This window comes from Stenotrophomonas sp. JAG2 (assembly GCF_041080745.1).
Classification (GTDB): Bacteria; Pseudomonadota; Gammaproteobacteria; order Xanthomonadales; family Xanthomonadaceae; genus Stenotrophomonas; species Stenotrophomonas maltophilia_AA.
On sequence record NZ_JBEUMH010000004.1, the window covers coordinates 133,163 to 160,002 of the forward strand.

Consider the following 26,840-nt stretch of genomic DNA (forward strand, 5'->3'; position numbering starts at 1 on the left):
CGCGGCCGGATCAGTCCCACCAGCCATCGCGCTTGCTGGCCAGCACGCGGCCGTCGTGACCGCTCATGCGCACTTCCACGCGCTGGTTGCGGGCATTGCGCGCATCCAGGGTCCAGGTGGCGCCATCGCGCTCGAGCGAGTCGATCTGCTTCAACCCGGCCTTGCCGGCCAGCGCCAGGATCTGCCCGGCATCCAGCAGCGCGCGGCCGTCGCGCGGGTCGAAGATCTCGCCCTTGGTGTCATCGATGAGCACTTCATCGACGCTGCCGTCCTTGCGGGTCACATCCGCTTCCCACACGCCATCGTCGTGCTCCAGCTCGTGCACCTGGGTATAGCCGGCGGCGCTGAGCTTGGCCTGGACCTGGGCGGCCGAGAGGTTGGCGGCGAAGGCCGGGGTGGCGAACAGGGCGGCGGCCAGGGCGGTTGCGGCAATCATCGTCTTCATGGGAATCCTTGAGGGGGCGCCGGTCCATTCCGGCACCGCCAGTCTGGCCACCGCGCCTAACCGGACCATGAGGGCGACTGTTAGATACTGTTTAGACATCCCCGGTATACCGGTGGCCCGCCCCTGCCCTGCGTGCCCGCATGTCCGCCCTGTCCCTGATGCTGCCCCTGCTGTTGACCCTCGCCCCCCAGGACCCGATGCGGGTGCTCGACGGTGGCAGCCGCCAGCAGGACAGCGTGCGCCAGGCGGTGCGTCAGGGCCGGTTCGTGCCGCTGGAACAGGTGGTCGCCGATGCGCTGCGGCGCTACCCCGGCAAGCTGATCGAAGTGGAGCTGGATGACGCCAAGTATGAAATCGAGATCCTCGGCCCCGATGGCGTGGTGATGGAGCTGGATTACGATGCCGCCACCGGCCGCCTGCTGAAAATGGAAAAAGACTGATGCGCGTGCTGCTCGCCGAAGATGACACCCTGCTCGCCAGCCGCCTGCAGACGCTGCTGGAGGAAGCCGGATACGTGGTCATCCATAGCGCCGAGGGCCGGGATGCCGAATACCAGGGCCAGATCGAGGACATCGCCGCGGCGGTGGTCGACCTCGGCCTGCCAGGCCTGGACGGACTGAGCGTGATCGAGCGCTGGCGCCAGGCCGGGCGTGACTTCCCGGTGCTGGTGCTGACCGCCCGCGCCCGCTGGCACGACAAGCTGGCCGGCTTCGATGCCGGTGCCGATGACTACCTGACCAAGCCGTTCCAGCCCGAAGAACTGCTGCTGCGCCTGCGCGCCCTGATCCGCCGCAGTGCCGGCCACGCGCATCCGCGGCTGCAATGCGGTCCACTGGTGCTGGACGTCAACGCCGGCCGCTTCGAGCTGGACGGCGCGCCGCTGGCGCTCAGCGCGCAGGAGCACCGCATCCTCAGCTACTTCATGCACCACCCCGATACCGTGCTGAGCCGCGCGCGGCTGGGCGAGAACGTCTATGAGGATGGCTTCGATCCGGATTCCAACACGCTCGACGTGCTGATCGGGCGCATCCGCCGCAAGCTAGGCAGCGAGCTGATCCATACCCACCGCGGCCAGGGCTTCCGCCTGTCGGCGACGCCATGACCACCGGCTCGCTGCGCACGCGCCTGCTGGTCGCCGGTGGCCTGGGCCTGGTGCTGGTCTCGGCCCTGGCGACCTGGTGGCTGGGCGCGATGTTCGAGCGCTCCGCACGTACCGCGATGGACGAGCGCCTGGGCAACGATCTGATCGCGGTCCTGGCGCTGGCCGAGAGCGATGCCGACGGCCGGCTGCAGTGGCGCCAGACCCTGGCCGACGAGCGCTACCGGCGTGTGTTCTCCGGCGACTACTGGCAGGTGCTGGACCCGCAGGGCCAGCCCCTCGGGCAGTCGCGCTCGCTGTGGGACGAATCGCTCGCCGCCCCGGTGGGGCTGCAACCCGGCCCGGCGCAGGCGATCGATCTCACCGGGCCGCTGCAGCAACCGCTGCGGGCGTTGGCCCAGCAGGTGACCCTGCCCCGCGCCGCCGCGCCGGTGATCGTGATGGTCGCCACCGACCGCAGCCAGTTGGATGCCCAGGTCGCCAGCTTCCGGCAGCGCACCGCGCTTGCCCTGGCCGTTCTGATCGCGCTGTGGTTCGGCGTGCTGGTCACGCAGGTGCATTACGGCCTGCGGCCGCTGGCCGAACTGGGCCGCATCGCCGGGCAGGTGCGCAATGGCGAGAACGTGCGCTTCCCGCAGCAGGGCCTGGTGAAGGAAGTCGCGCCACTGGCCGGCCAGCTCAACGCGCTGCTCGATCATCACCAGCGCATGATGGTGCGCGCACGCCGCAGCGCCGAAGATCTCGCGCACGCGCTGAAGACGCCGCTGACCGTGCTCACCACCGAAGCCGAAGGCGACGGCAGCGACTGGCGGCAGACCCTGCGCAGCGAGACCGCGCGCATGCAGGCGAGCATTGATCGCTACCTGGCCGCAGGCCTGGGCGCGGACAGCCAGCAGCGCACGCCGGTCGCACCGGTGATGAGCGCGCTGTGCGGACTGATGCAGCGCGTGCATGCGGCGCGCGGGCTGCGTTTCGAATGCGACGGCGACGCGGCGGGTGTTTTCGCAGGCGCGCGTGAGGATCTGGAAGAGATGCTGGGCAACCTGCTCGACAATGCGGGCAAGTGGGCCGCGCAGGCCGTGCGCGTGGACGTGGCACGGGAGGGTACGCAGCTGCGCATCACCGTGGCCGATGATGGTCCGGGACTCCCGCCAGAGCAGCTGGAGCGCGTGCTGGAACGCGGCGTGCGGCTGGATGAGCGTGCCGCAGGCAGCGGGCTGGGATTGTCGATCGTGGCGGACATCGCCGAGAGTTACGGCGGCACCCTGGTGCTGGCCAATGCCACGCCGGGATTGAGCGCGACGTTGACGCTGCCGGCCGGGTAAACGCGCCGTCGCAGACGGCGTTGCGTTTGCCGTTGGTAGTGCCGGCCGCTGGCCGGCTGTCGACCCTGCGTGGAGCCATGGGTAGTGCCGGCCGCTGGCCGGCTCCCGACGCTGCGTGGAGCCATGAGTAGTGCCGGCCGCTGGCCGGCTGTCGATCATGTCGGCAACCGTACAGCCGGAAGCACTACCGTTGCTATGCGTTCTTGTGCCGCGTCCCAGTGTCAACAATCTGACACTCGGAACGAGCGGTACATCCTTATTGCAAAAGTAATAGGTAAACGTCATCTTCATGTGAAGGAGCCCGCCTGGAACTGGCAGGGCAGCATCATTCAAATGGACAAGGAAGCACACAGCATCATGGACGCTGTAGTCATAAGGTCATTTCCCGCCTCCCATCACACGTGCGCAAAATCCGCGACGGAAATACGCAGCATCGGAAGTTACCGTAGCGGTAACAACCGTCGCCTGCTGTGGGTTGATGCACGGGTAGTAATGCCCCTTGGCAAAGCCAACGGTCACTGCCGAGCGTACGGAAAACACCGACGCTGCAACGCGTTCCGTGCAGATAGCGTCATCGCTAGACCAACGGCTCCGAAGAAGCTCGTCCGTCGCATCACCGGCCAATGATCTATTGAAGCGCCCAGAGGCGACGCAGTGTGTCGCCTGCACCGAACAAGCTTGTTCAATCAGCGCGCCCCAGCGCTTGCACGTGACGACCAGCCTGCCTACGACCATGAACAATCGAATCAAAAAGGACCCCACGCGTCGCAATCTTGTTCTATTGCGGCTAATACCGCGTCACCCGGCCAGCATCTCAACCACCCAGCTACGCGACGCGCTCCTTCAGGAGGATCCCGACTTCGACATCACCCTTAGGTCCCTTCAGCGGGATCTGGAGGGAATGCTGAGTGGCCGATTCAATCTGATGTGCTCCAAGGACGATGAAGACGAGGCCATCCGCAAGCAGCGTCCCTACCGATGGTCATATGAGCCTCACACCAGGGCCGGGCTGCCAGTCATGAGTTCGGCAGAAGCATTGGCAATGTGCCTGTCAGAGCATCATCTGAAATATCTGCTCCCTCCTGATGTCCTCACCTTGCTGCGACCACATTTCTCAGAGGCTCGTACGAGGATCGAAAGTACCAGTTCTGGAAGCCACGGACGGTGGGCCCGCCGAGTACGGAGCTTGCCCAACGGTCGGGCACTGTTGCCGGCCATCGTGGATGGAAAGGTGTGGGAACACGTTGCAGATGCACTACTTCGGCAACGCCAACTTCGGGTGGACTACCTGAGTCGTGCCAAGGGCGACATCAGGCCCATGGTGCTCCATCCAAGGGGAATCGTATCGCGAGGGCCGTGCAACTACCTTATCGCTAGCGTAGGTGAGTACAGCGATATCCGCCACTTCGCGATGCATCGCATTCAACGCGCCGAGCTTCTGGAGCTTACTTCGCGCGATGACGCGTTCGATATGGACGACTATTTGCCTGGCGCCGCGTTTACGCCGCGCCAAGGCACGGACACGGTCGAGCTGATCGCCGATGTGCATCCGCAGCTGGCTTGGACTCTGCGAGAAACGCCACTGAGCAGCGACCAGACACTGACGCCGATCCCGGAGACGGATTGGGTCCGCTTGCATGCTCACTTGCCGGATGACCAGGAGAGCTTCTGGTGGGTATATGGGCTTGGCGAAAACATCCGGATCCAATCACCCGTAGCGCTCAAGCAGGCCGTCCTGGCTCGTACGCATAGCGTCCTCTCCTTGTATTGAACGGGCCGAGCAGCCCGCAACCTTGCTAAGCAACCGCCATGAAAGGACCACATATGGGTAACGAACGTAACAGAATAATCTCAGGGTCGGTAAGCGTGTGTCCTATCTGGTCGGCGCAAGCAGCGGAAAAGGTCAGCCTGATGCTGAGCCAGATGGATCAAGCCAACAGTCTCTTGAGAGGGGTTGCGTCAACCGCACAGAACAGCGCAATCAAAGGCGGGTTTGCAGCCGAAACGTGGCACGCGGAGACCTTCAATCTTGATGCGATCCTGAAGGACAAGGAGGTCCGGGCATTCACCGACACCTTCGCCAATACCCCACTCGCACGCAATGACATGACACATGACATTGTTGTGATGCATGGTGACGAACAGTTGCTCGGTGCGCAGCTGAAGTACTTCAAGGACGCCGATGCAACCCAGAAAGCATTCCGCGCGAGCAAGGACGGCGTACACCGCTATCAGGACAGCGATCTCTTCGTCGGCCCAGCGGATCAGATCGATGGTATCCGCCAGTCCGCACAACGAGACGTACTAAAGAATCAGCAGACACGCCCGAGCGTTGCTGAGGCAGCGCAGAAGGTGGGTGATAACACTAGCGCTCAACTGGATGTGGACGGCGTGCAGTCAACACCGCTAGGCAAACGCGACGCTGAGCAGCTCGGGAGGGGGTCCGACGCCGGAAAGAAGCTTCACGAAACAATGCAGGATGGCTATCTCAATAAAGCCACTTTACAGCAGAGCGTGCGTGCAGCTGGCTCGGCTGCCGTGGTCACCACCGTGATCGCAGGGAGCATCAACACATTCCAGCATATCCAGCAGGTCAGAGAGGGCAGAATTACACCGGAACAAGCGGCACAGCGCATTCTTCAGAACACCGTGATCGCCGCCGGTGATGCCGCCTTGAAAGCAGGTGCGGGCACCGCAAGTGTCGCCATGGCAACACGTGCCATGCCGGGCCTGTTCGCCGGAGCCGGGTTCGCTAGTGCTGTTGCCCGTGGCGGAGTTGCCGGCGCAGCCGTCTGTGCGGTGGACCTCGTCCAGTGCCTGGTACTGGTTGGCATTGGCAAGATGACCATGACGGAACTGGAGACGCGTACTGGTACCAACATTTTCCAGACTGGCGCAGGCGTGGTCGGCGCGTCAATCGGCGCCACATTGGGTGCGCCGGGCGGCCCCCCGGGAATGCTGATCGGCAGCATCGTAGGTGGCCTGATCACCTCTTTGGCGATGACCATTGCATTGGACAACCATGTTGAGAAAGCCTTCCGACTCACCTTGGATGGCACACGGCACGTCGTTGATAACGGCCTGACCATGCAGGAGGCGTTGCAATACCTCGAGGTGTCCCAAGCGTTCTACGCGGACTTCCACAAGGGCCTGTTCCTCTCCGAGCGGCATTTTGCCACCCAGGTCAGCACACTGCATTCGCAGAGTGTTCGACTCAAAGACAAGATCAATAATCTGTAAGGCCTATCCATGAACGCCACTATCCAAGATCCCCAACAGCATATCTTTCACGATATCCCCAGCAAAGCAGACCAGGACGCTGTGGATGCGCTGGTCGCGCACCATCGCGGCAACGCCGCACTGACACAGCAGCTGGCGATCGACGCCTCCCGCCTCGTGAGTACCAGCCAGGCGCGGCTGGATAAACAGGCGAACGCCGGATTCTGCAGACGATTCGTGAGCACAATCAGCGGCGCAACCCGCCAGAATGGCCTGTCCAACCAAGTGGACATGCTTCAGATGCAGAAGGTGGCTTGGCACTTTCTACAGCAGCTTCAGCAACAAAATCTGATCAACGCGCAGAGCATCGCGGTCATCAGGAACAACCTAGGGACGATGAATGAATACATCATCGAAACGAGGGACTTTCTAGAACTTGCGATCGACAAGATCAACAGCCGACTTCGGCATGTCGAAAACAACACTCGCTTCAGCACCTGGTCGCTGAACATAGAAGCGAATGCGCGGCGGTACAAGTCGCTGCCCAGCTCACTGCTCGTCGTACAGCTCTCTTACGACTTCCTGCGTACCCACAGCGACGTTTCGCTGACATTCCAAGACGTCAATCACTTGGTCGTGACGCTGGAAAAGCTCGGCGTGAACTGCGATGAGGAAGTTCGTCTGCTCGACTTCATCATCGCCCTCATCGACCAGATGGATGCCACCGGCATCGAGCGCTACCGGTCCCACATTGCGCTCTCCGCCGATGATCTTGCTATCGACTCCGCTTTCATCCAGACAAGCGTGTCCGGCCTGGGATTCAACGCCCTCTACTATCTCTCTGACCAGTACACGAAGATTGCTGCGCTGATCGAGGATAACGAACTGTGTAACAGCGATGCTGCACGCGAGAAGATCATCTCCCGAATTTTCGGTGACGAATTCGATGGACTGGCGACGACCTACACCTTGCGCGACTTGATCGCCGAGGTTGTCGGTGGCGGGCTGCTGGCAATCGATCTTTTCAAGGACAAGCACCAGATTGCAGCTGAGCCAACACTCCTGCTGGGGCAGACAGCGGACGAAGAAGTGTCTCTCGTCTCAGAGCTGCCAGACATCACGGTACATAGCTATCTTGATTCCACAACGGATGCCGATGACCGTCGCGACTACGTCCGGCTGCTTTCGCTCTGCCTGGAGAACCCGGGTGATCTTGGCCCGCTGGGTAGGGAGTTCATTACTCAACTGGCGACCAAGGCAGGCTGCCATGATGCTCTCGGTCCGTTCATGTCCGGCGCTCGCACCGTGCAGCTTCAGTCAGGGCAGCTGCAGCGTCTGCAGCTCCTTCTCAGCGATAGCAATATCACGTACTGCTGGCTTCTGGATGCTTTCTTCCTTTTGACGATTGAGCAGAAGAGGATTGGGAATCCGCTGCTCATGCGCATCATCAGCTCGCTCAAGCCTGCAGAGTTCAAGGACCGTTTCGACGCGCTGCAGCAGGTCATCCAAGAGACCGAGCCAGATCGACTTCTGACAGCATGTGCGAGCCTATCCCGTATCACCAAAGGCTGGGCCAATATCCTGCGCTATCGAGAGCTGCGATTTGAGGACACCTTTGCCAAATCCATCAGCCAGCTCGGCGAGGCCAGCTGGGCAGCAACGCGACTTGGCTTTGAGTTTAGCGACGTGTCAAGAAAGGCTATGGATTACTCTTATTTTCTCGATGCGTCGCCGTTCGACGAGGGTCTTCTGAGCAAACTTGGATCCGCCGTCGGCAGTACGGCCTTCCTGGTGGGCCGAAAGTCCGCACTGACGTCGTTGAATCAGCTTCGCGTAAAGGTCCGCGACCTGATCGAGACTAAGTCCTCCATATTGAGGGAAGCAAATGGTCTTGTTTCCAGCTTCAGGATGCCGACATTCGATTTCAAGGATGAAACAGGTATCGAAGAGTTCGACCTGGACAACTCCACCAGCAATGAAGACTGGAGCGATCAGTTCGAGCACCATCAGGGTCGCTTGGAGAGAAGCCTCGGGTCTTTCTCCAGCGCGTGTGACGATGCCCAGTCGCAGCTCCGGTTGTTTGCTAGCGGCCAGTTTGGTAACTCCATCGTCGAAACCCGCGCCCAGGAACGTCGAGAAGCTCAACTGCGAAAGGCTGAGGAAGACTTAGCCAAGCGCTCGGTGTCCCTCGACATCAAAGGACAAACGCAGCTATTCAGTATTCAGTGGAAGGATCTGGAGGGAATTCCGTTCGACCCAGAGTCCATTCAGAACATCCAGAGTGACGGCAGGTCCTGGCTGATATCAACCGACAAAGGTACGTACTTCGTCAGTAGCGATCGAATCAACTGGCAAGAGGTGTATCCCTTTGGTTCTGAGGAGCAGAGAGCCCGCCATATCGCCGTCATTGACGGGGTATGGATACTGCTGAGCCATACCGGCGGCTTCCACTATTCACACGATGCGGTGAACTGGAAGCAAACACAATTCCCAGACAATGGCGACGACTGGTCCTTCTCACAGACAGAGGACATCGTCCATCTCGATAGCGCCTGGGTTTGGCGATTTACACGTCGCCGGGACTATCGACACACGGAGAAAGGACTCTTTTTCGACTCAGAAAAGACTTCGTCTTACACCGAATCCGTGCTGTACAGCGTTGATGAACTTGATGGTGCATGGTCATTATGGGATGGGGCTCCAAGAGTAGGCGAAGGTGTAAATATCGACTCCGTCCGCAGGATTCCTGGCGTGAACTCTCTGCTGGTATTCTGCAGCTATGACTGGAGTTACGTCGCGAACAAGAAGAAGACCGATACCGAGCCTTTCGTGCAGTACTACACGCCCGGCAAAGGCTGGCGCAACTGCACCTGGGGCGGCGACAAACGACACGGCGCTGGTGCGTTGGTGACGCGGATGGGACAGCAACTGATGTGCTTCGGCTCCAACGAACTTCTTACGTCCGAGAAGGGGTATGAGTGGAAGCTCGAGGAAGTGCGAATTTCGGTCAGAGAGTGCTTCCATCTGGATGGAATGAGTATTTTCCCTTCGTGGAGTCGGCACAACGGACTCCATCTCAGCCAAGACGGTAGGCAGTTCAAGGAGCTCACGCTGGAGGACGGCACCTGGAACTACTTCTGCGCCAATGATCAGGGCGCGTTGAGCGTGTACTCGCCCAACGCACACGAGACGTCGCTGCGAGTGGGCAATTTCGTTTTTCACGCCACGTCATGACATCACCGGGTGCGTCTGCGATGCCCACATAAGAGGCCGAGGTTGAGGATGCACAGCCTGCTTCATGGCAGGCTGTCCCGTTCGCAGACGTTCTTGCTCAGACGACAGGGTGTGTCGCGCACCCTGTGCAACCTGACTCTGTCGCTGCCAGCCCGGCAGTGTCGAACCGGAGTTCCTGCAATGGAAGCTATGCCCCTTCTTTTTCTTCTCCTCAACCTGCTCATCGTTCTGCCGCTCCAGGTTTATGGACTAATTCGAGGCATCAATGTCCAGCGTTACAACCTTGGCATCGCCAAGGGCCGACGCTACACACAAGGATTCTGGTGGCGGCAGGCATCCGCGCTGGCTCGTTCGCGCGCCAGCTGTGGTGTCAACTTCGTCATCACCACAGTTCTTGCCGCCTTGGGTGTCATCATTTCCTTGATGGCCGGCGCCTGGCTCGACGGCGCCATCTGCAGCTACGTGCTCATCAATGGGCTGGTTGCCGCCAACTTTTTTGCAACACAATTGCCCATCATCGATGCGGAGCAGGCAGAGCGGCCCAGCGGAATAAGCAATAGTGCGGCCCCTGGCGACTCTGCGTTGTAGGCGGGCAGACGATCCACCGCCTGCTCTGGGAATTTATGGTCCGTACTGTTGCTAGTGCCGGCCGCTGGCCGGCTCCCGACCCTGCGTGGAGCCGGCCAGCGGCCGGCACTACCGGTCAGCTGCAGCGGATCTGATGCGGTGCGTCATCCACGCATGGCGTGGATCTACCGGCCGGCGTGCATTTACCTGCCGGCGTGCATCCACCAGCAATCAATGGCATCCAGCACGATGTGGATGATCAGGCCGATGCCGAACAGCCGCGTCTTCTTCGGAATGCACAACCCGGCGTACACCGCGATCGCCGACGCCGTGTGCAATGGATGGAAACCGATGCTGCAGCGGTTCGGGGCGTAGATCGGGTCGGCCAGCAGGTGGTCCAGATCGATGATCCAGCCCAGCAGCATCAGCACCCAGGCGGACAGGAAACGCTTGCGCCAGAACATCCACGCCAGCACCGCCGGCACGGCCGCATGCAGGAACAGATGAAAGATCGCGCGCGCACTCATGCGGGTTCCGGGTGCCTTGGAGGAACCGCCGGGCAGTGCCCGGCGCTACGGACGGCCGGGTGAGGCCCGAAGGCCATCACCCGTCGCCACCGGCTCAGGCCAGCGGCTCGTCGGACAGGTAGGTGTAGCCGGTCAGGCCGGCTTCCAGTGCCTCGGACAGTTCCTGCGCACGCGCCGGCGAGAGGTCCGCCGCCGCCACGCGCGCGGCGTAGCTCGCGCGCAGGTCGGCCAGGCTGTAGCCCACGTAGTCCAGCATCACATCGGTGGTGTCACCGCGGCGCTGCTGGGTGATCGCGTAGCCATCGGCGTCGGCCAGCACTTCCACCGCGTCGGTATCGCCGAACAGGTTGTGGATGTCGCCCAGGATCTCCTGGTACGCACCGACCATGAAGAAGGCGATGCGGTAACTCTCGCCCGACTTCAGCGCATGCAGCGGCAGCGACGTGTCCAGGCTCTCGTTTTCGACGTAGGTTTTCACCATGCCGTCCGAATCGCAGGTCATGTCGGCGATGATGCCGCGGCGCTGCGGCTGCTCGTTCAGGCGCTCGATCGGCACGATCGGGAACACCTGGTCGATCGCCCAGGCATCCGGGATCGATTCGAACACGCTGAAGTTGACGAAGTACTTGTCGACCAGGCGCTCGTTCAACTCGTCCAGCGCCGGGCGATGGCTCTTCTCGTCATAGCTCAGGCGTGCACGCACGGCATGGGCGATGGCGTAGAACAGGTCGTCGATGCGGGCGCGCTGCGGCAGGTCGATCTGGCCCAGCGCATAGCTGGACAGGCCTTCGGCATGGAAGTGCTGCGCTTCCTGGAACAGCTCCACCGCCGGGCGCTCATCGAGCTCGGCGTGGATCTCGCGCAGGTGGCGGATCGCCGCCGGCTCGTCGTCGTGCTGGTCCGGCACGCGGCCTTCCTGCGCCTCTTCCACTTCGGAGACGTTGGCGATCAGCACCGCGTGGTGCGCGGTCATCGCGCGGCCGCACTCGGTGACGATCCGCGGCGGAGTCAAGCCATGCTCTTCGCAGGCATTGGCCAGCGGCTGCACGATGTTGCTGGCGTAGGAGTTCAGGCCGTAGTTGATCGAGCAGAAGCTGCGCGAGCGGGTGCCTTCGTAATCCACGCCCAGGCCACCGCCGACGTCCACGTGGGTGATCTTCGCGCCCAGGCGCGAGAGCTCCACGAAGTAGCGGGTGGCTTCGCGCATGCCGTTGGCGATGTCGCGCACGTTGGAGATCTGCGAGCCCATGTGGAAATGCAGCAGGCTCAGGCAGTCCGCGTACTCGGTATCGCGCAGCGACTTCCACAGGTCCAGCAGCTGACGCGGCGAGAGACCGAACTTGGCCTTGTCGCCGCCGCTGTTCTGCCACTTGCCCGCGCCCAGCGAGGCCAGGCGCATGCGCACGCCCAGGCCCGGCTTGACGTCCAGCGCCTTGGATTCCTCCAGCACCAGCTTCAGCTCGGAGGGCTTCTCGATCACGATGAAGGTCTGCAGGCCCAGCTTGCGGCCGATCAGGGCCAGGCGGATGTACTCGCGGTCCTTGTAGCCGTTGCAGACGATCAGGCCGCCCGGGCGCGACAGCGCCAGCACGGCCATCAGCTCGGGCTTGCTGCCCGCTTCCAGGCCAAAGCCCTCGCCATGGTGGCTGGCCAGGGTGCCGGCCACGCCACGGTGCTGGTTGACCTTGATCGGGTACACGGCGGTGTAGCCGCCCGGGTAGTCCCAGTCGGCCTGCGCCTGCGCGAAGGCGGCCTGCAGCTTGCCCAGGCGCTGGCCCAGGATGTCCGGGAAGCGCACCAGCAGCGGCAGCTTGGCGCCGGCCTCGCGGGCGGCGTCCACGATCTTCGGCAGCGATACCACCGGGCCGTCCTGGCCAGTCGGTCTCACCACCATGTGTCCTGCCTGATCCACGTCGAAGTAACCATCCGCCCAATGCGGAATCGAGTAGGTCTTGCGGGCTTGGTCGAGGGACCAATCGGTCATTTCAGTGGGCCTGGTTGGTAAAAAAGGGGGTGCATGATAACGCCTATGTGGCGACAGCTCCGTTATCATGCGCGCCCGCGCCCGTGCTCAGGCTTGAAACCTGAACGGGCCAACCCGTCCGGACGTGGCTTGCGCCACGCGGCACCGCCGCCAGCCCGGCTCCAACACCCTTCCGAACAGGACTGCTATTCCATGACTGACAACAACAACTGGTACATCGAACACTTCGAGCGCACCGGCTCGGCCATCGGCTACCGCCTGACCGGCAAGCTGGATGAAGTGCAGTCGCCGTTCCAGAAGATCGAGATCTTCGCGACCACCGATTGGGGCAACCTGATGACCATCGATGGCGCCATCATGTTGACCAGCAAGGACAACTTCTTCTACCACGAGATGATCAGCCACCCGGTGCTGTTCACCCATGCCGCGCCCAAGCGCGTGGTGATCATCGGCGGCGGCGACTGCGGCACCCTGCGCGAAGTGCTCAAGCACCAGGGCGTGGAGAGCGTGACCCAGTGCGACATCGACGAGCAGGTCACCGTGATGGCCCGCAAGCATTTCCCGGAACTGTGCGATTCCAACGACGATCCGCGCGCCGAGCTGATGTTCGATGACGGCGTGGCCTACATGGCCAACTGCCCGGCCGGCAGCGTGGACGTGGTGATCGTGGACTCGACCGATCCGGTCGGCCCGGGCGAAGGCCTGTTCAACAAGGCGTTCTATGAGAGCTGCTTCAAGGCCCTGAAGGATGACGGCATCCTGGTGCAGCAGTCCGAGTCGCCGCTGATGCAGCTGGACCTGATCAACGAAATGCGCGCCGAGATGGGCAAGGCCGGTTTCGGTTCGTTCAAGACCCTGCCGTTCCCGCAGCCGTGCTACCCGACCGGCTGGTGGAGCGTGACCCTGGCCCGCAAGGGCGAGAGCAGCTTCGATTTCCGCCAGGCCGATTCGGCCGCCAAGTCGTTCGAGACGCTGTACTACACCGCCGCGCTGCACACCGGCGTGCTGGTGACCCCGCCGTTCGTGGCTTCAGCCCTGAAGGGCTGATCGAAGGCGTGCCGACCAACGGTCGGCACCTACCGGTGCGTGCGGCTGCCAATTGACGGTCGGCACCTACCGGTGCGTGCGGCTGCCAATTAACGGTCGGCACCTGCCGGTCGACGTCCGCTTCGGCGTTGACCGGAAAACCCGGCCATGGCGGTAGGCACCGACCGTTGGTCGGTGCGGACCACATCGATGCAGGCAACAAAAAACCCGCGCTGGCAACAGCCCGGGTTTTTCATGCCCGGTAGTGCCGGCCGCTGGCCGGCAACCTCATGCACCCCGGCTCAGATCGCCCAGATGCCGGCGATCACCGCCACCACCAGGCCCCACTTGATCACCTGGTAGGCCACCACGCTGCGCTCGCGCAGCGCCTTGGCCTTCAGGCGCACCTTGTAGACGCTGCCGAAGGCCTTGTTGACGCCACCGGTCGGGTCGCCCGGCAGGTTCGGCGAGGCGCCACCGGCCAGCAGCGTGGAAGCCACCGCGCGGTTGAACAGGCCCGGCAGGCCAAAGCGCAGCGGGCGGGCGATATCGCAGAACAGGATCACGCGGTCATCCGGCGTCTCGTTGTGCGCGTGGTGGATGTAGGTCTCGTCGAACATCATCCACTCGCCGTCGCGCCAGCTCTTCCGGATGCCGTCCACTTCGATGTAGCAGGCGTCATCGTTCGGCGTGGCCAGGCCCAGGTGCAGGCGCAGCGAGCCGGCGAAGGGATCGCGGTGCGGGCGCAGTTCACTGCCCGAGGGCAACTGGGCGAACATCGCCGCGCGCACGTCCGGCAGCGATTCCAGCAGCGCGGTGGTCTTCGGGCACAGCGCCTTGGCCGAGGGATGCGAAGGGCCGTACCACTTCAGGTAGAAGCGCTTCCAGCCGCGGCGGAAGAACGAGTTGAAGCCGGCATCGTTGAAGGTGCTGGAGGCGGCGATCTTGTCGGCATCGCGCAGGGCCAACGCTTCGTCGCGGATCATCTGCCAGTTCTGGCGCAGCGGCTCGAGCTGCGGGAATTCCTTGCCCGGATCCAGGAACGGCGTGGTCGGTACCTTCGAGAAGGCGTACATGATCACGTTGATCGGGGCCATGAAGCTGGAGTGGTCCAGCAGCTGGCGCGACCAGCGCGCGCGCACCTTGCCGCGGTAATGGATGTACAGCACGCAGGCGATGAACAGCCCTGCCAGCACGATCTTGATCATCAGTCTTCCTCCGGCATGGCCGGACCCGAAATGGTGGGGGCGATGCACGGCAGTGACCGGCATCGATAGGGCGGCAGGAGGCGGGGACGTGCCGGGGAGGGGCGGCCGCCGATGTCGCAAGCAACAGCATATGGTCGGCAGCGCCCGCGTCGCGGTCAAGCACGGGCTGGGCGATGTTCAGCGCCTGGCGCCCCATGGAACCGCCTGCTGCATTGGACGCACGGCAGCCATGCCTGCCCCGCACTCCCCGGTGATCGCCGGCAACCCGCTGATATAGAACGAAATTCTTTCAAACGATACAAGATTGTCCGCTTCAGCGTGACGAACTGTTCCACGCTGCGCTACGACATTTCTCCGACATGATCTGGATTCATGTACTGCCGAGTACTAAAATTAACGAAATCTTTAGTTCCCCACGTTAAGCAGCACCGGTACGCCTGACGCATTGCGCCGACCGCCGGGTCGCACAGACCCCTATGAATACAATCGTTGCCCCGTGTGTCGATGACACCGCCCCCGCCGAGCTGCTCAAGCGCGGCGAACGCCTCCTGGAACCCGACGTCTACCGGACCTGCCTCAATGGCCAGGCGGCCGTGGTCAAGGATTACACCCGTTACCGCGGCACCCCCCTGTCGCCGATCGCCCGCCTGCTGGTCCGCCGCGAGGCGCGCATCCTGCAGCGCCTGAGCGGCTGGAAACACGCCCCTGCCCTGCTCGGCACCATCGGTGGGCTCGCGCTGGGCATGGAGTTCATTCCCGGCCAGACCCTGAGCGCGGCCCAGTCGGTCGGCATCGAGGTCTTCGAGCAGCTGCAGTACGCCCTGACGCGCCTGCATGCCGCCGGCATCACCCACAACGATCTGCACGGCACCAACGTCATGGTCAGCGGGGGCGTGCCGGTGCTGGTCGATTTCACTTCGGCCTGGCGCAGCCCGCGCTGGCTGCCGGTGCACCCGGTCTCGCGCCAGCTGCGCCGCAGCGACATGAAGAACCTGCTGAAGATGCGCCAGCGCCTGACCGGCGAGCGTCCCAGCCCCGCCGAGGCGGCCCAGGTGGCCGATCCGCGCTGGGTGGCCGGCGTGCGCGTGGCCTGGAAGCGTTTCTACCGCTGGTTCAAGGGCCACGCCTGATCGCGGGGGCCCTCAGGAAAGCCGGCGCGTGTTACAGCGCGTCGGCGTCCAGCTCACCGGTGCGGATGCGCACCACGGTGCCCAGGTCGTACACGAAGACCTTGCCGTCGCCGATCTTGCCGGTGCCGGCGGCCTTGACGATGGCTTCCACCACCTCCTCGACCTGGCTGTCGGTGACCGCCACCTCGATCTTCACCTTGGGCAGGAAGTCGACCACGTACTCCGCCCCGCGGTAGAGCTCGGTATGGCCCTTCTGCCGCCCGAAGCCCTTGACCTCGGTGACCGTGATCCCGGTGACGCCGCGCTCGGCCAGCGCTTCGCGCACGTCGTCGAGCTTGAACGGCTTGACCACCGCCATGACCATCTTCATCCGTCTGCACTCCTGTCTCTCAGGCTGCGAGGATAACGCCTGTCCGCCGGTGAACGCGATGCGCGCGGTCCGTGCCGCCGGCAGCGTGGCGGCTTATCCTTGGCGCATACCCCGCGGAGCCGCAGCATGATCGACCTCAACCACCTGGATGACCTCGCCCGCCGCCTGAGCGACATGGTCCCCCCGGGCCTGCGCCAGTCGCGCGAAGAACTGCAGGCCACCTTCAAGACCGCGCTGCAGGCCGGGCTGGGCAAGCTGGACCTGGTGACGCGCGAGGAATTCGACGTGCAGCGTGCGGTGCTGCTGCGCACCCGCGAGAAGCTGGAGGCGCTGGAGAAGACGGTGGCCGCGCTGGAGGCGCGTGACGGGTCGGCTGCGCCTCGGGAGTAAGTCAGGCTCGGACGGCGCTTTTCTTACGCGTCCTGCAACACGAACCGCTCGATCGCCAACGCCACGCCATCTTCGGCGTTGCTCGCCGTCTCGAAGCGCGCCGTCTGCTTGACCGCCGCAATCGCGTTACCCATGGCGACGCTGGTGCCGGCGAACTGCAGCATGGTCAGGTCGTTCTCCTGATCGCCCACCGCCATCACGTTGGCACGGTCCACGCCGAGGTGCGCGGCCAGCTTCTCCAGGCTCGGCCCCTTCCCTGCGCGGTGATCGAAGACCTCCAGGAAGAACGGCGCGCTCTTGAGCACCGCGAAGCGGTCGGTCAGTTCGGACGGCAGACGCTGGATGGCGGCATCCAGCACGTCCGGCTCATCGATCATCATCAGTTTGATGAACTGCATCGCCGGGTCCATGTCCGCCACCCGGCGATACGACAGCGGCACGTTCGACAGGTGCGAATCGGCCACCGTGTAGATACTGATGTCCTGGTTGGGCGTGTACATGCGGCGGCCATCGAGCGCCTGGAAGTGGATACCGAGCTCGCGTGAGATCCGCTCGCAGAACACGAAGTCCTCGAAGCTCAGCGGAAACTCGATGACGCGCTGGCCGCTGCCGATGTTCTGCACCACGGCGCCATTGCAGGCGATGCAGTAGTCCTGCTCACCCTCGATACCCAACTGCTGCAGGAACGGTGCCATGCCGGACACCGGGCGGCCACTGGCCAGCACCACCTGGACGCCCTGCGCGCGGGCGCGGGCGATGGCCTGCATGACCCGGGGCGTCAGCGTGTGTGCGGGATCGAGCAGGGTCCCGTCCATATCGATGGCGACCAGTTCGATCGGGCCGGAGCGGTGGTGCATATCCATGGTGTTCGACGGCGTGGTGCGTGGGGGCGTCCAGTCTAGCGGGAGTGCCTGGACACTGCGGCACCGTTTGCCTACCCCACGGCGGGGCAAGCGCTGATGGATTGCGGTCTCTGTGCCCTGCCATTGTTCCCGGCATGCCGCAGACCCCGGAAACAACCGCATGAGCCTGGCGCTGGTGCACAGTCGTGCCCGTGCCGGCGTGAAAGCCCCCGCCGTACGGATCGAGGTATTCCTGTCGGGTGGGTTGCCACATACCCAGATCGTCGGGCTGCCGGCGGCGGCCGTGCGGGAATCGCGCGACCGCGTGCGTGCCGCGCTGATCTGCGCACGCTTCGAGTTTCCGCAGCGGCGGATCACCATCAACCTGGCCCCGGCCGATCTGCCCAAGGAAGGCGGCCGCTTCGATCTGGCCATCGCGCTCGGCATCCTCGCCGCCAGCGGCCAGATCGATGCACAGTCGCTGGACAGGTTCGAGTTCCTGGGCGAGCTGGCCCTCACCGGTGAACTGCGCGGGGTCGATGGCGTCCTGCCTGCTGCGATTGCCGCCGCCCGGGACGGCCGCAGCCTGATCGTGGCCGCCGCCAACAGCGAGGAAGCCGCGCTGGCCCAGCACGCCGACGTCCGCGTCGCCCGCACCCTGTTGGAAGTCTGCAGCGCCCTTGAGAGCGGTACGCTGCCGCCCGCCGTGGCGGCTGACCCACTGCCGGTCAGCATTCCCGACCTGCGCGACGTGCGCGGCCAGCTGCAGGCGCGCCGGGCGCTGGAGGTCGCGGCGGCCGGCGGGCATCACCTGTTGCTGCTCGGCACCCCCGGCTGCGGCAAGACGTTGCTGGCCTCGCGCCTACCCGGCATCCTGCCCGCGGCCAGCGAGCTGGAGGCCCTGGAAGCGGCGACGATTGCCTCGTGCAGTGGCCAGGGTATTGATGCGGGGCGCTGGCGGCAGCGGCCCTACAGGGCGCCGCACCATACCGCCAGCGCGGTGGCGCTGATCGGCGGCGGCTCGCATCCCCGACCTGGGGAGATCTCACTGGCACACAACGGGGTGCTGTTTCTGGACGAACTCCCCGAGTGGAGCCGGCATGCACTGGAGGTCATGCGCGAGCCGATCGAATCCGGGGTTGCGGTGGTCAGCCGCGCGGCACGCACCGAGCGCTTTCCTGCCCGGTTCCAGCTCGTTGCGGCCATGAATCCGTGCCCGTGTGGCTGGGCGGGGGATCGTAGTGGACGCTGCCTCTGCGCCGAGGAGGTGATCCGTCGTTACCGGGGGCGCGTTTCCGGGCCGCTGATGGACCGCATCGACCTGCATGTGGAAGTGCCGCGGCTGGATCCGCGCGAGCTGCGGGATGACGCGCCGCTGGGCGAGGACAGTGCGAGTGTTCGTGCCCGTGTGGTGGCCGCGCGGGAGGTGCAGCTGGTGCGCAGTGGGAAAGCCAATGCACAGCTGTTGCCGTTCGAGCTGAGCGAGCATTGCCGGTTGTCGCGGGAGGATCAGCAGCTGCTGGAGGATGCCGTGGAGCAGTTGCAGCTGTCAGCGCGCTCGATGCATCGCATTCTGCGGGTGGCGCGGACGGTGGCGGATCTGGATCATGCCCAGGACATCGCGACCGCGCATGTGGCGGAGGCGATCGGGTATCGGCAGTTGGATCGGGGTGGTAGCGGGTGAGGCAAGACGCCGGGATGGCCGGAATGCTGGCTCAGTATGTGCACTCCGGCCCCACCGGCACGATCCCAGACGGATTGAGATGTCGATGGCTCCCGTAGTAATGGTGCTTGATGTGCTCAAAGCTCACCGTATCCGCCACCTCCGGAATCGCCATCATCCGCGCCACGAACGCATGCAGGCCAGCGAAGTCCGCAATGCGCCGCACGTTGCACTTGAAGTGCACGTAGTACACCGCATCGAAGCGGATCAAGGTGGTGAACAGACGGATATCGGCTTCGGTCATGGCATCGCCCACCAGCCACTCGCGTTGCTGAAGGCGTTCGTCCAGCCAGATGAGTGAATCGAACAACGGACCAACAGCCTCTTCATAGGCCTTCTGCGTTGAGGCGAAGCCCGCCTGGTACACACCGTTGTTGACGGTCGCATAGACCCGTTCGTCGATCGCATCGATTTCAGCACGCAGCGCCACCGGATAGAAATCACCGGCCTTGGCACCCAGCCCGTCATAGGCGGTGTTGAACATCCGGATGATGTCCGCCGATTCATTGCTGACGATCCTGCCGCGCTCGCGATCCCACAGCACCGGCACGGTCACCTTGCCGGTCATTCCCGGCTTGGCGGCCGCGTACAGTTCATGTAGATAGCGCGCACCGCGTTCGGGCTCCGACGTCACCTGCGGGCCGGGCTCAAACGTCCAGCCCTGATCACCCATGTGCCAGTTGACCACCGACACGGGCATCATATCTTCCAGGCCTTTCAGCGCGCGCATGATCAGGGTGCGATGGGCCCACGGGCAGGCGAGACTTACATACAGGCGGAACCGCCCAGGCGCGGCTTTGACACCAGGCTCGCCATTCGGGCCAGCACTGCCGTCGGCGCTCAACCAATCGCGGAAGGTGGATTCCTCGCGCTTGAAATGACCGTCCTTGTCAGCGGCACCCGCGGTGCCTTCCTGCCATGTTCCGTCGACCAGCATGCCCATCGCGGGAGTACTCCTCTGATAGCGGTATGTGATGCGCCGGTGGTGCGTCCCGGCTTCTACAGCGTGTTGTAGCAAACGCATCGGCAATGCCCGGTGATGGGCCTTCGCAGCCGGTGCATGTTTCATCGCGTTCATCGCCGAAGCACACGCATCTGCGGCAGAATGTCGATGTATCTACGTGAGACATCCATCATCATGCGTATCCATCAGATCGACCTTCCCGTGTCCGATGTCGCCGCCACCGTGGCGTACTTCCACGATGAACTTCAGCTGCCGGTCGAGGGCTCGGCCGTGCGCATCGGCTGGAGCACCCTGCAGCTGCACCCCGCAGAATCGAATCCGGTCGGCGGTGTGCACCTGGCGTTCAACGTCCCGGCCAATCGATTCGAAGCGGCCACCGACTGGCTGAAAGCACGCGCCACCCTGCAGCGCGATCTGAAGGGCCATGACCATTTCACCTTCGATGGCCGCTGGGATTCAGAGTCGATCTATTTCACCGGGCCGGACGGCCTGATCCTGGAGTTGATCGCGCGTCGGCAATTGCCTGCCGGCGAGCGCCAGGGCGAATTCCATGGCAGCGAGATGACCTGCATCAGCGAGGTCGGCCTGCCCGCTGAAGACGTGGGCGAGGTGCAGGCAAAAGCACAGAACGCCTTCGGGCTGGCGCCGTTGTCACAGCCGACGCCGCACTTCGCACCGCTCGGCGATGATGAAGGCCTGTTGATCGTGGTCGATGCCACGCGCCGCTGGTTCCCCGAGCAGAAAGTGCTGCCGAATGCGCGCGGCATCCGCGTCGTGCTGCATGACGTGGTGCCTGGCGCGGTTGTCGAAGACGACGCACTGGGCTGGCACCTGCGCTCTGCCTGAGCAGGCCCGGACGAACGAAGCCCCGCCGGAGCGGGGCTTCAGTTCACACAACAGCCGGCTGGGCTCACTCTTCCTCGTCCTGCTGGCCGCCCTGCTGCTGGTTCTGGTTGCGCTGCTGCTGTTCCTGCTGCTGTTGCTGCTGCTGGTCGCGACCGCGTTCCTGCTGCTCACCGCGCTGATTCGGATTCTGCTGGTTCTGCTGAGCCATCTCGATTCTCCGGTTGCCGCAAACGGAATGTCGCGGTCGGGGCCATCCTCTGCAGCGGCAGGTTAACGACGTGTGCGGGTTTGCATACGGAAACGTCAACGCGTCCGTTCCGACGTTTCGTGCCGTGCAGGAGCCCATGTCGCAGTAGGCGTTGGCCTGCATATGAACGGTTCGAATTCCCTTATGCCGCTACGCGCAAACCGGCTTTCCGTGCGACTGAACAGGCCATCCCGGCACCTCCCGGTGCGGATGACGCGCAGATGACGATCACGGCATCACCGGCGGCACGTAGGTCAGCGTCATGCCGAGCAGCCACAGCAGGCCGAGCACAAGCGGGATGTGCACCAGCAGTTGGATGAACGTGAAGCCGACGATGTCGCGCGCCTTCAGGCCGAGCACGCCCAGCAGCGGCAGCATCCAGAACGGGTTGATCAGGTTCGGCAGCGCCTCGGCGGCGTTGTAGACCTGCACCGCCCAGCCCAGATGGGCCTTCAGTTCGTTGGCGGCCTGCATCACGTACGGCGCTTCGATGATCCACTTGCCGCCGCCGGAGGGCACGAAGAAGCCGAGTACGGCCGAGTACACGCCCATCACCAGCGCGAAGGTGTCGGTGGTGGCGATATGCACGAACAGCGTGGACAGACGATGCGCGAGGGTCTCATCGCCACTGCCGGTGGCGTGGGTGAGGATCATCGCGATGCCGCCATACAGCGGGAACTGGATCAGCACGCCGGTGGTGCTCGGTACCGCCTTGGCCACGGCGTTGAGGAAGCTGCGCGGGCGCCAGTGCAGCAGCAGGCCGAGCGAGATGAACAGGAAGTTGTAGGTGTTGAGGTTGGCGATGGCGGTGACCACCGGCTTGCTGGCGAACTCGCCGAACAGCCAGCCGAACGCGAGCAGCGAGAGCAGCACGGTCAGCAGCGGGCTGTACTCCAGCCACTCGCCGGTGCGGGTGCGCGGCTGCAGCGGCTCGGCCTCGGCGCGGGCGGCGCCTTCGAAGTCCTTGGCGGTGCGCGCGGTGGCGGCACCGGGCGCGGTCAGCCAGGCGATCAGCAGCGACACCAGGATCAGCGCGGACGTCAGCGCGATCGACTGCCACAGGAAGATGGTTTCGGTGAAGGGCAGCACGCCGGTGATCTCGACCAGGCCGGGCGGCATGCTCGCCGGGTTGGCCTGCAGCTGGGCGGCCGAGGAGCTCAGGCCCATCGCCCAGACGGCGCCAAGGCCGAGATACGCTGAGGCACCGGCGGCGCGGTAATCCATGTTGAGCGCTTCGCGACGCGCCAGCGCGCGCACCAGCAGGCCGCCGAACACCAGCGAGAAGCCCCAGCTCAGCAGCGAGGCGAGCATGCTGATCAGCCCGACGTAGACCACCGCGCCACGGCCGGTCTTGGGGACGCGGGCCAGCAGTTCGATGAAGCGGGCCACGATCGGCGCGGTGGCGACCGCATAGCCACCGATGACCACGAAGGCCATCTGCATGGTGAAGGGGATCAGGCTCCAGAAGCCCTCGCCGAAGGCGGTGGCGGTAGCCTGCGGGGTCGCGCCGAAGCCCATCGCGGCGGCGGCGACGATGACCACGCCGAGCACCGCGAACACGTAGGCATCGGGGAACCACTTTTCCGCCCAGGCCGCCGAGCGCAGTGCCGCGCGCGCCATCCAGCCGTCCTGTACCACCGTCGACGTGCTCATCGTCCCGCCCTCCCCGATCATTCAATGGGAGGGATTCTGGGCGTTGGGAACGGCGCTGTCAGTCGCCTAATGGTCGTAGTGCGCGTTACGGGTAGCACCCGACCGTTGGTCGGGCGGCCCCCTCAGCGCACCGCCAACGACACCGCGATGCCGGCGAACAGCGCGGCGCCGACCCAGTTGTTGTGCAGGAAGGCCTTGAAGCACGGGTCGCGCTCGCGCTTGCGGGCGATCCAGAACTCGTAGGCGATCAGCCCTGCGGCAACGCCGACGCCGACGCCGTAGTAGAACCCCAGCCCGGCGCGCAGGCCGACCAGCGCCATCGTGCCCAGGAACAGTGCGTAGAGAATGCCCTGGATCACCAGGTCCAGATCCCCGAACAGGATCGCGGTGGAATGCGAGCCCATCTTCAGGTCGTCATCGCGGTCGACCATGGCGTACCAGGTGTCATACGCCGTCGACCACAGGATGTTGGCGCCGTACAGCAGCCAGCCGATCACCGGCACCTCGCCCTGCACCGCGGCGAACGCCATCGGGATGCCCCAGCCGAAGGCCATGCCCAGGTAGACCTGCGGCAGGTGGGTGTAGCGCTTGAGGTAGGGGTAGCTGGCGGCCAGGAACACCCCGATGAAGCTCATGCCGATGGTGAGCCAGTTCAGGGTCAACACCAGGGCGAAGGCGACGATCATCAGCCCGGCGAACAGGGCCAGCGCCTCGCGGCCGGAGACGGCACCGCTGGCCAGTGGGCGGTCCTTGGTGCGCTTGACGTGCGGGTCCAGCCAGCGGTCGGCGTAATCGTTGATCACGCAGCCGGCCGAGCGGGTCAACCAGACACCTGCGGTGAACACGAACAGCGTCCACAGCGGCGGCAGCCCGCCGGAGGCCAGCCACAGCGCCCACCAGGTGGGCCAGAGCAGCAGCAGGGTGCCGATCGGACGGTCGGCGCGCATCAACTTCCAGTAGTGCCGCCAGCGCGACGGGGGCGCCGCCTCGGGCGCCTCAAAACGTTCGTAAGCCATCGGTAAAGGATACCGCCTGGGCTGGCCGGGCGCGCCGTCGTCCGGCGCATCGGTGCGGGGGGCAGACCTGCGCGGCGTTTACGGATAGAATGCTCCTCCCGCGCCGCTTTGGCGGTCCGTGGCCCCATCAGGCGGCCCGGCGGGACGCAGGACACAACGCGCTCGTAGCTCAGCCGGATAGAGTAGTGGCTTCCGAAGCCATTGGTCGGGGGTTCGAATCCCTCCGGGCGCACCATCTTCGCCATCTTCCCTTGCAGGTATTTCCGCTGCTGCGCGCCTTTGTGCGCTCGGACGGAGTGCCGTGCCGGCTGCCGCGCGCGAACGCACCGGATCGGGTGCCGAACAGGTGACGCCACTCGAAGGGCTGGTCTTCCCACCGGCCTGGAGTGACGGCACCTGCACGGCGCCCCGGTAGAACAGGTCAGCCTGTGGCGAGGTCGGCAAAGCGACCCAGCGAAGCCAGGTGGAAATACACTGGCGCCAGCCAGCCCTGGCGATGCCAGTGCACGAGGGTGGCATCCGGCAGCGCATCCAGACGCGCGGGATCGACGACATGGAAGCCCTGCAGGCTGTGGCGGCGGCCATCGGCGAGGACCACGTCAGCCTGGCGCTCGATCAGCACGCCGGCCTCGGCCAGGGCGGCACTGAAGGCGCGGGTGGCGATGTCTTCGCGGGTGAAGGCTTCGCAGAACTGCAGGGCATGACGCGTCATCGCCGAAGGCTGGTCGCCCTCGAACAGCGGCTGCCCTTCCTCGCCCTCCTGCACGATCATGTCCGCATCGGCATCGATGGCCAGCACGTAGCCGTCCGGATCGGTGGTGCGCGCGAACACGAACGGGTAGCGCCGCACGTAGGCGGGAATGTAGGCGCCGGCCTGCCACTGGTCGGCGATGACGAAGCGGTTCTGCTCCGCCTCCAGGCCGAGCACGGCGATCGGTAGATGTTCGGGACCGGCGAAGACCAGCGGATACGCACGCGAGGCCGCGGCGAATTCCCCGATCATCAGCGGAATCGAGTGACTGCCGGCGGCGAACGCGGCGCCGGTCTGGCGCACGCGCCAATGGGCATGAAGCTGCGACGACAGCACGACCGGACGGCGGTAGAGCATGGGCCAGCTGGCCGGCGGCGTGATGCTGTCGGCCGCTGCCGAGACGGCATCGGCATCGACGTCGTCGCCGGTATCCGGCGCAAGGGAAGTGTCGGTGTTCATGGTGAAAATCCAATGTGGGGCAGCAAGGGAGGCGGCACGCCGCCTCCCGGAGACAGGCGTTGCGTCGGTCAGAAGCCTGCGTTGACTTCCAGCTGGAAGACGTCGATCGACAACGGGGCGCCGGTGACCTCCTTGGCGGCCATCCAGCGCCCGGTCAGCCACACGTTCCTGTCGAACATGTAGGAGCCGCTCAGGTAGTAGCCCTTGGCATTGGTTCCACCGAGGTGGAAGTTGGAATCGTTGTAGGCGTCGGGCAGCGCATCGCCTTCCAGGCGCTTGTAGCCGAGCGCCAGGTTCCAGTCGCCGGTCTGCTTCATCGCCAGCTGGCCGAAGGTCGCCTGCGCCATGTACGCCATGTCACCGCTCTGGATGTCCTGCGGCCCGGCCACGCCGTTGGCGGCAGTGCGCAGGTTGGTGACGATGCCGCCCTGCGCACGTTCCCACATCCGGTTGGGATCGTAGGCCAGGTTCTTGATCGCGTGCCCTTCCAGGCGCAGGGCATTGCCCGCGAACAGCGGCGTTTCCCAGGCCAGGTTGAGGTCGAGCAGTTCGAACTCCGAGGCCAGGCCGACGTACTGCGGCATCGGGGTGTTGGCCGGGTCGAGCGGATTGAGCGCGATGTTCCGCAGCAGCATCAGCGTGTTGCCCTTCTGCATGAACGCAGGGCGCGACCAGTCGCTGCTGCAGAAATCCGCACCGGCATACAGCGCGCACGGCTGCGAGTACTCGCCGGCGGTGTTGCGGAAATCGTAGTAGCCCACCGCGGCGCGCAGTTTCTGCGCATCGCCGAACTGCAACTCGGCGCCGACCTGCACGCCGTTGAGCCACTTGTTCTCGCTCTTCATCTTGTCCTGGCTGGTGTTCGGGAAGCTGTCGGAGGAGTACTCCAACGGCGTCAGGCCCAGCGTGGCGAACAAGGACAGGCCGTCATCGCCGATCGGCTGCGCGTACTTGAACGCCAGGCCGTCGAAGTTGAGGTCGTTGGAGAACAGCGTGTCGGTGGACCAGTACGGGTTGCCGAAGCGGCCACCGAGGATGTCCAGGCCCGCCACCGGCGACCACGACAGCCATGCCTGGTCGAGCCAGGCGTCTTTCTTGGCCAGGCCACCACCCAGCGTCTGGGTGGAGGACACCGGGCCGTTGTCGTTGCCGGTCGCCAGGCGCACGCCGGCACGGGTGTGCTCACCCAGTTCGGCGATCACGCCCAGGCGTGCGCGGATCCGCCAGGAATTGTTGCGGTCCTGGCGGGTGTTGCGCAGCGGCGGCAGATCCAGGTTGGTGTTGCCGTTGACGTCGTATCCGTTGCCGGCGTTGATCCGCGCCCAGTCCACTTCGATGTCGCTGTTGCGCTCGGAATACAGGCGGCTCTCGTTGCGCACGCGCACGTCACCCTGCACGCGCAGACGCTGGGTCCACTCGGGCACCTGGTCAGGCGCCGCCCAACGCTCGGCCTTGGCCTCGGCCATGACGCTGGCCTTGACCTCTTCGCGGATCTCATCGCGCACGGTCTGCGGGATGTAGGGTACGCGCACGTCACCGGGCTGCGCTGCGATCGCGGCGGACGCCGGCGCTGCGGGGGCTGCGGCCGATTCGCGCTGCGCCTCCAGCAACAGCGCCTGGCCGGCCTCGGGCTTGAGCGCGCCGCTATCCATCAGGCCGCGGATCAGCTTGATCATGGTGCTCTCGCCGCCCGCTGCCTGGGCATGGGCGCCGCCACTGGCCAGGACCAGGGCGACACCGGTGGCGATGGCGGTGCTGCGCAGTCCCAGCAGCGCGGAGTGGAGGGTTGAACGGGTCATCGGCTTGCTCGCAGAA

The 26,840-nt window shown here is 64.5% G+C and carries 24 protein-coding genes and 1 tRNA gene; 13 read left to right on the top strand and 12 right to left on the bottom strand.

Annotated features, from left to right (window positions below):
* Window positions 1–10: 10 nt before the first annotated feature.
* Complete coding sequence (locus AB9O74_RS06540; protein WP_176987932.1) at window positions 11–445, bottom strand: PepSY domain-containing protein; 435 nt, start codon at window positions 443–445, stop codon at window positions 11–13.
* A 197-nt stretch (window positions 446–642) separates the two neighbouring features.
* On the opposite strand from AB9O74_RS06540, the gene AB9O74_RS06545 reads away from it, so the two are divergent.
* From AB9O74_RS06545 to AB9O74_RS06575, 7 genes are all read left to right on the top strand, one after another.
* Window positions 643–885: a PepSY domain-containing protein gene (locus AB9O74_RS06545; RefSeq protein WP_342589208.1), complete on the top strand. Its 243-nt coding sequence runs from the start codon at window positions 643–645 to the stop codon at window positions 883–885.
* Window positions 885–1,547 carry a response regulator transcription factor gene (locus AB9O74_RS06550; RefSeq protein ID WP_176987930.1) on the top strand — a complete coding sequence of 221 codons (663 nt, stop codon included), beginning with the start codon at window positions 885–887 and terminating at the stop codon, window positions 1,545–1,547. Before AB9O74_RS06545 ends, AB9O74_RS06550 begins: the two co-directional genes overlap by 1 nt.
* A complete protein-coding gene (locus tag AB9O74_RS06555) occupies window positions 1,544–2,869 on the top strand; it encodes a sensor histidine kinase (RefSeq protein ID WP_369348801.1) in 1,326 nt (441 codons plus the stop codon). The genes AB9O74_RS06550 and AB9O74_RS06555 overlap by 4 nt, the downstream gene beginning before the upstream one ends.
* A 733-nt stretch (window positions 2,870–3,602) precedes the next feature.
* Window positions 3,603–4,640, top strand: coding sequence for a helix-turn-helix transcriptional regulator (locus AB9O74_RS06560; RefSeq protein ID WP_369348802.1), 1,038 nt, complete (start codon window positions 3,603–3,605; stop codon window positions 4,638–4,640).
* Window positions 4,641–4,693: 53 nt separating this feature from the next.
* A complete protein-coding gene (locus tag AB9O74_RS06565; protein ID WP_369348803.1) occupies window positions 4,694–6,109 on the top strand; it encodes a hypothetical protein in 1,416 nt (471 codons plus the stop codon).
* 9 nt (window positions 6,110–6,118) lie between these two features.
* Window positions 6,119–9,322, top strand: coding sequence for a hypothetical protein (locus AB9O74_RS06570; protein ID WP_369348804.1), 3,204 nt, complete (start codon window positions 6,119–6,121; stop codon window positions 9,320–9,322).
* A 180-nt stretch (window positions 9,323–9,502) separates the two neighbouring features.
* Window positions 9,503–9,910 (top strand): hypothetical protein, encoded by a 408-nt coding sequence (locus tag AB9O74_RS06575; RefSeq protein ID WP_369348805.1) that lies wholly within the window; start codon window positions 9,503–9,505, stop codon window positions 9,908–9,910.
* A 182-nt stretch (window positions 9,911–10,092) separates the two neighbouring features.
* Here AB9O74_RS06575 and AB9O74_RS06580 read toward each other — a convergent pair whose 3' ends face one another.
* Both AB9O74_RS06580 and speA read right to left on the bottom strand, forming a co-directional pair.
* The gene (locus tag AB9O74_RS06580; RefSeq protein WP_369348806.1) at window positions 10,093–10,416 is read right to left on the bottom strand and encodes a DUF6122 family protein; all 324 of its coding nucleotides are present in this window, start codon (window positions 10,414–10,416) and stop codon (window positions 10,093–10,095) included.
* Between the two features lie 94 nt (window positions 10,417–10,510).
* A complete protein-coding gene (speA, locus tag AB9O74_RS06585; RefSeq protein WP_176987927.1) occupies window positions 10,511–12,400 on the bottom strand; it encodes an arginine decarboxylase in 1,890 nt (629 codons plus the stop codon).
* A 192-nt stretch (window positions 12,401–12,592) separates the two neighbouring features.
* Here speA and speE point away from each other — a divergent pair, with 192 nt between their 5' ends.
* On the top strand, window positions 12,593–13,447 hold the full coding sequence (speE, locus tag AB9O74_RS06590; RefSeq protein WP_346490605.1) for a polyamine aminopropyltransferase: 855 nt from the start codon (window positions 12,593–12,595) through the stop codon (window positions 13,445–13,447).
* Between the two features lie 281 nt (window positions 13,448–13,728).
* On the opposite strand, the gene AB9O74_RS06595 is transcribed toward speE, so the two are convergent.
* Window positions 13,729–14,634 (bottom strand): aspartyl/asparaginyl beta-hydroxylase domain-containing protein, encoded by a 906-nt coding sequence (locus AB9O74_RS06595; protein ID WP_176987925.1) that lies wholly within the window; start codon window positions 14,632–14,634, stop codon window positions 13,729–13,731.
* A 476-nt stretch (window positions 14,635–15,110) separates the two neighbouring features.
* Here AB9O74_RS06595 and AB9O74_RS06600 point away from each other — a divergent pair, with 476 nt between their 5' ends.
* On the top strand, window positions 15,111–15,764 hold the full coding sequence (locus tag AB9O74_RS06600) for an RIO1 family regulatory kinase/ATPase (RefSeq protein ID WP_369348807.1): 654 nt from the start codon (window positions 15,111–15,113) through the stop codon (window positions 15,762–15,764).
* A gap of 31 nt (window positions 15,765–15,795) precedes the next feature.
* Here the strand turns inward: AB9O74_RS06600 and AB9O74_RS06605 are convergent, their stop codons facing one another.
* Window positions 15,796–16,134, bottom strand: a complete 339-nt coding sequence (locus AB9O74_RS06605; RefSeq protein WP_369348808.1) for a P-II family nitrogen regulator — start codon at window positions 16,132–16,134, stop codon at window positions 15,796–15,798.
* A gap of 126 nt (window positions 16,135–16,260) precedes the next feature.
* On the opposite strand from AB9O74_RS06605, the gene AB9O74_RS06610 reads away from it, so the two are divergent.
* Window positions 16,261–16,524 carry an accessory factor UbiK family protein gene (locus tag AB9O74_RS06610; RefSeq protein ID WP_176987923.1) on the top strand — a complete coding sequence of 88 codons (264 nt, stop codon included), beginning with the start codon at window positions 16,261–16,263 and terminating at the stop codon, window positions 16,522–16,524.
* 23 nt (window positions 16,525–16,547) lie between these two features.
* Here the strand turns inward: AB9O74_RS06610 and yidA are convergent, their stop codons facing one another.
* On the bottom strand, window positions 16,548–17,387 hold the full coding sequence (yidA, locus tag AB9O74_RS06615) for a sugar-phosphatase (RefSeq protein WP_369348809.1): 840 nt from the start codon (window positions 17,385–17,387) through the stop codon (window positions 16,548–16,550).
* Between the two features lie 160 nt (window positions 17,388–17,547).
* On the opposite strand from yidA, the gene AB9O74_RS06620 reads away from it, so the two are divergent.
* On the top strand, window positions 17,548–19,050 hold the full coding sequence (locus AB9O74_RS06620) for a YifB family Mg chelatase-like AAA ATPase (protein ID WP_369348810.1): 1,503 nt from the start codon (window positions 17,548–17,550) through the stop codon (window positions 19,048–19,050).
* A 31-nt stretch (window positions 19,051–19,081) separates the two neighbouring features.
* On the opposite strand, the gene AB9O74_RS06625 is transcribed toward AB9O74_RS06620, so the two are convergent.
* Window positions 19,082–20,032 carry a glutathione S-transferase family protein gene (locus tag AB9O74_RS06625; RefSeq protein WP_369348811.1) on the bottom strand — a complete coding sequence of 317 codons (951 nt, stop codon included), beginning with the start codon at window positions 20,030–20,032 and terminating at the stop codon, window positions 19,082–19,084.
* 195 nt (window positions 20,033–20,227) lie between these two features.
* Here AB9O74_RS06625 and AB9O74_RS06630 point away from each other — a divergent pair, with 195 nt between their 5' ends.
* Window positions 20,228–20,899 carry a VOC family protein gene (locus AB9O74_RS06630; RefSeq protein ID WP_369348812.1) on the top strand — a complete coding sequence of 224 codons (672 nt, stop codon included), beginning with the start codon at window positions 20,228–20,230 and terminating at the stop codon, window positions 20,897–20,899.
* Window positions 20,900–20,963: 64 nt separating this feature from the next.
* Here the strand turns inward: AB9O74_RS06630 and AB9O74_RS06635 are convergent, their stop codons facing one another.
* The 3 genes from AB9O74_RS06635 to ubiA form a co-directional block, all read right to left on the bottom strand.
* Complete coding sequence (locus AB9O74_RS06635; RefSeq protein ID WP_179459806.1) at window positions 20,964–21,107, bottom strand: hypothetical protein; 144 nt, start codon at window positions 21,105–21,107, stop codon at window positions 20,964–20,966.
* A 267-nt stretch (window positions 21,108–21,374) separates the two neighbouring features.
* Entirely contained in the window at window positions 21,375–22,799 is a 1,425-nt protein-coding gene (locus AB9O74_RS06640) for a short-chain fatty acid transporter (protein WP_369348813.1), read from the bottom strand.
* 122 nt (window positions 22,800–22,921) lie between these two features.
* Window positions 22,922–23,815 carry a 4-hydroxybenzoate octaprenyltransferase gene (ubiA, locus tag AB9O74_RS06645; RefSeq protein WP_176987916.1) on the bottom strand — a complete coding sequence of 298 codons (894 nt, stop codon included), beginning with the start codon at window positions 23,813–23,815 and terminating at the stop codon, window positions 22,922–22,924.
* 158 nt (window positions 23,816–23,973) lie between these two features.
* Between ubiA and AB9O74_RS06650 the strand changes: the two genes are divergently transcribed.
* Window positions 23,974–24,050: transfer RNA gene (locus AB9O74_RS06650), tRNA-Arg, on the top strand.
* A gap of 186 nt (window positions 24,051–24,236) precedes the next feature.
* Here the strand turns inward: AB9O74_RS06650 and AB9O74_RS06655 are convergent.
* Both AB9O74_RS06655 and AB9O74_RS06660 read right to left on the bottom strand, forming a co-directional pair.
* On the bottom strand, window positions 24,237–25,025 hold the full coding sequence (locus tag AB9O74_RS06655; protein ID WP_369348814.1) for a SapC family protein: 789 nt from the start codon (window positions 25,023–25,025) through the stop codon (window positions 24,237–24,239).
* A 68-nt stretch (window positions 25,026–25,093) separates the two neighbouring features.
* Complete coding sequence (locus AB9O74_RS06660; RefSeq protein ID WP_369348815.1) at window positions 25,094–26,824, bottom strand: putative porin; 1,731 nt, start codon at window positions 26,822–26,824, stop codon at window positions 25,094–25,096.
* Window positions 26,825–26,840 lie beyond the last annotated feature (16 nt).

Coding starts and splice junctions, on each gene's coding strand:
- AB9O74_RS06540 (WP_176987932.1), bottom strand. CDS start 445: ATGAAGACGATGATTGCCGCAACCGCCCTGGCCGCCGCCCTGTTCGCC.
- AB9O74_RS06545 (WP_342589208.1), top strand. CDS start 643: ATGCGGGTGCTCGACGGTGGCAGCCGCCAGCAGGACAGCGTGCGCCAG.
- AB9O74_RS06550 (WP_176987930.1), top strand. CDS start 885: ATGCGCGTGCTGCTCGCCGAAGATGACACCCTGCTCGCCAGCCGCCTG.
- AB9O74_RS06555 (WP_369348801.1), top strand. CDS start 1,544: ATGACCACCGGCTCGCTGCGCACGCGCCTGCTGGTCGCCGGTGGCCTG.
- AB9O74_RS06560 (WP_369348802.1), top strand. CDS start 3,603: ATGAACAATCGAATCAAAAAGGACCCCACGCGTCGCAATCTTGTTCTA.
- AB9O74_RS06565 (WP_369348803.1), top strand. CDS start 4,694: ATGGGTAACGAACGTAACAGAATAATCTCAGGGTCGGTAAGCGTGTGT.
- AB9O74_RS06570 (WP_369348804.1), top strand. CDS start 6,119: ATGAACGCCACTATCCAAGATCCCCAACAGCATATCTTTCACGATATC.
- AB9O74_RS06575 (WP_369348805.1), top strand. CDS start 9,503: ATGGAAGCTATGCCCCTTCTTTTTCTTCTCCTCAACCTGCTCATCGTT.
- AB9O74_RS06580 (WP_369348806.1), bottom strand. CDS start 10,416: ATGAGTGCGCGCGCGATCTTTCATCTGTTCCTGCATGCGGCCGTGCCG.
- speA (WP_176987927.1), bottom strand. CDS start 12,400: ATGACCGATTGGTCCCTCGACCAAGCCCGCAAGACCTACTCGATTCCG.
- speE (WP_346490605.1), top strand. CDS start 12,593: ATGACTGACAACAACAACTGGTACATCGAACACTTCGAGCGCACCGGC.
- AB9O74_RS06595 (WP_176987925.1), bottom strand. CDS start 14,634: ATGATCAAGATCGTGCTGGCAGGGCTGTTCATCGCCTGCGTGCTGTAC.
- AB9O74_RS06600 (WP_369348807.1), top strand. CDS start 15,111: ATGAATACAATCGTTGCCCCGTGTGTCGATGACACCGCCCCCGCCGAG.
- AB9O74_RS06605 (WP_369348808.1), bottom strand. CDS start 16,134: ATGAAGATGGTCATGGCGGTGGTCAAGCCGTTCAAGCTCGACGACGTG.
- AB9O74_RS06610 (WP_176987923.1), top strand. CDS start 16,261: ATGATCGACCTCAACCACCTGGATGACCTCGCCCGCCGCCTGAGCGAC.
- yidA (WP_369348809.1), bottom strand. CDS start 17,387: ATGGATATGCACCACCGCTCCGGCCCGATCGAACTGGTCGCCATCGAT.
- AB9O74_RS06620 (WP_369348810.1), top strand. CDS start 17,548: ATGAGCCTGGCGCTGGTGCACAGTCGTGCCCGTGCCGGCGTGAAAGCC.
- AB9O74_RS06625 (WP_369348811.1), bottom strand. CDS start 20,032: ATGGGCATGCTGGTCGACGGAACATGGCAGGAAGGCACCGCGGGTGCC.
- AB9O74_RS06630 (WP_369348812.1), top strand. CDS start 20,228: ATGCGTATCCATCAGATCGACCTTCCCGTGTCCGATGTCGCCGCCACC.
- AB9O74_RS06635 (WP_179459806.1), bottom strand. CDS start 21,107: ATGGCTCAGCAGAACCAGCAGAATCCGAATCAGCGCGGTGAGCAGCAG.
- AB9O74_RS06640 (WP_369348813.1), bottom strand. CDS start 22,799: ATGAGCACGTCGACGGTGGTACAGGACGGCTGGATGGCGCGCGCGGCA.
- ubiA (WP_176987916.1), bottom strand. CDS start 23,815: ATGGCTTACGAACGTTTTGAGGCGCCCGAGGCGGCGCCCCCGTCGCGC.
- AB9O74_RS06655 (WP_369348814.1), bottom strand. CDS start 25,025: ATGAACACCGACACTTCCCTTGCGCCGGATACCGGCGACGACGTCGAT.
- AB9O74_RS06660 (WP_369348815.1), bottom strand. CDS start 26,824: ATGACCCGTTCAACCCTCCACTCCGCGCTGCTGGGACTGCGCAGCACC.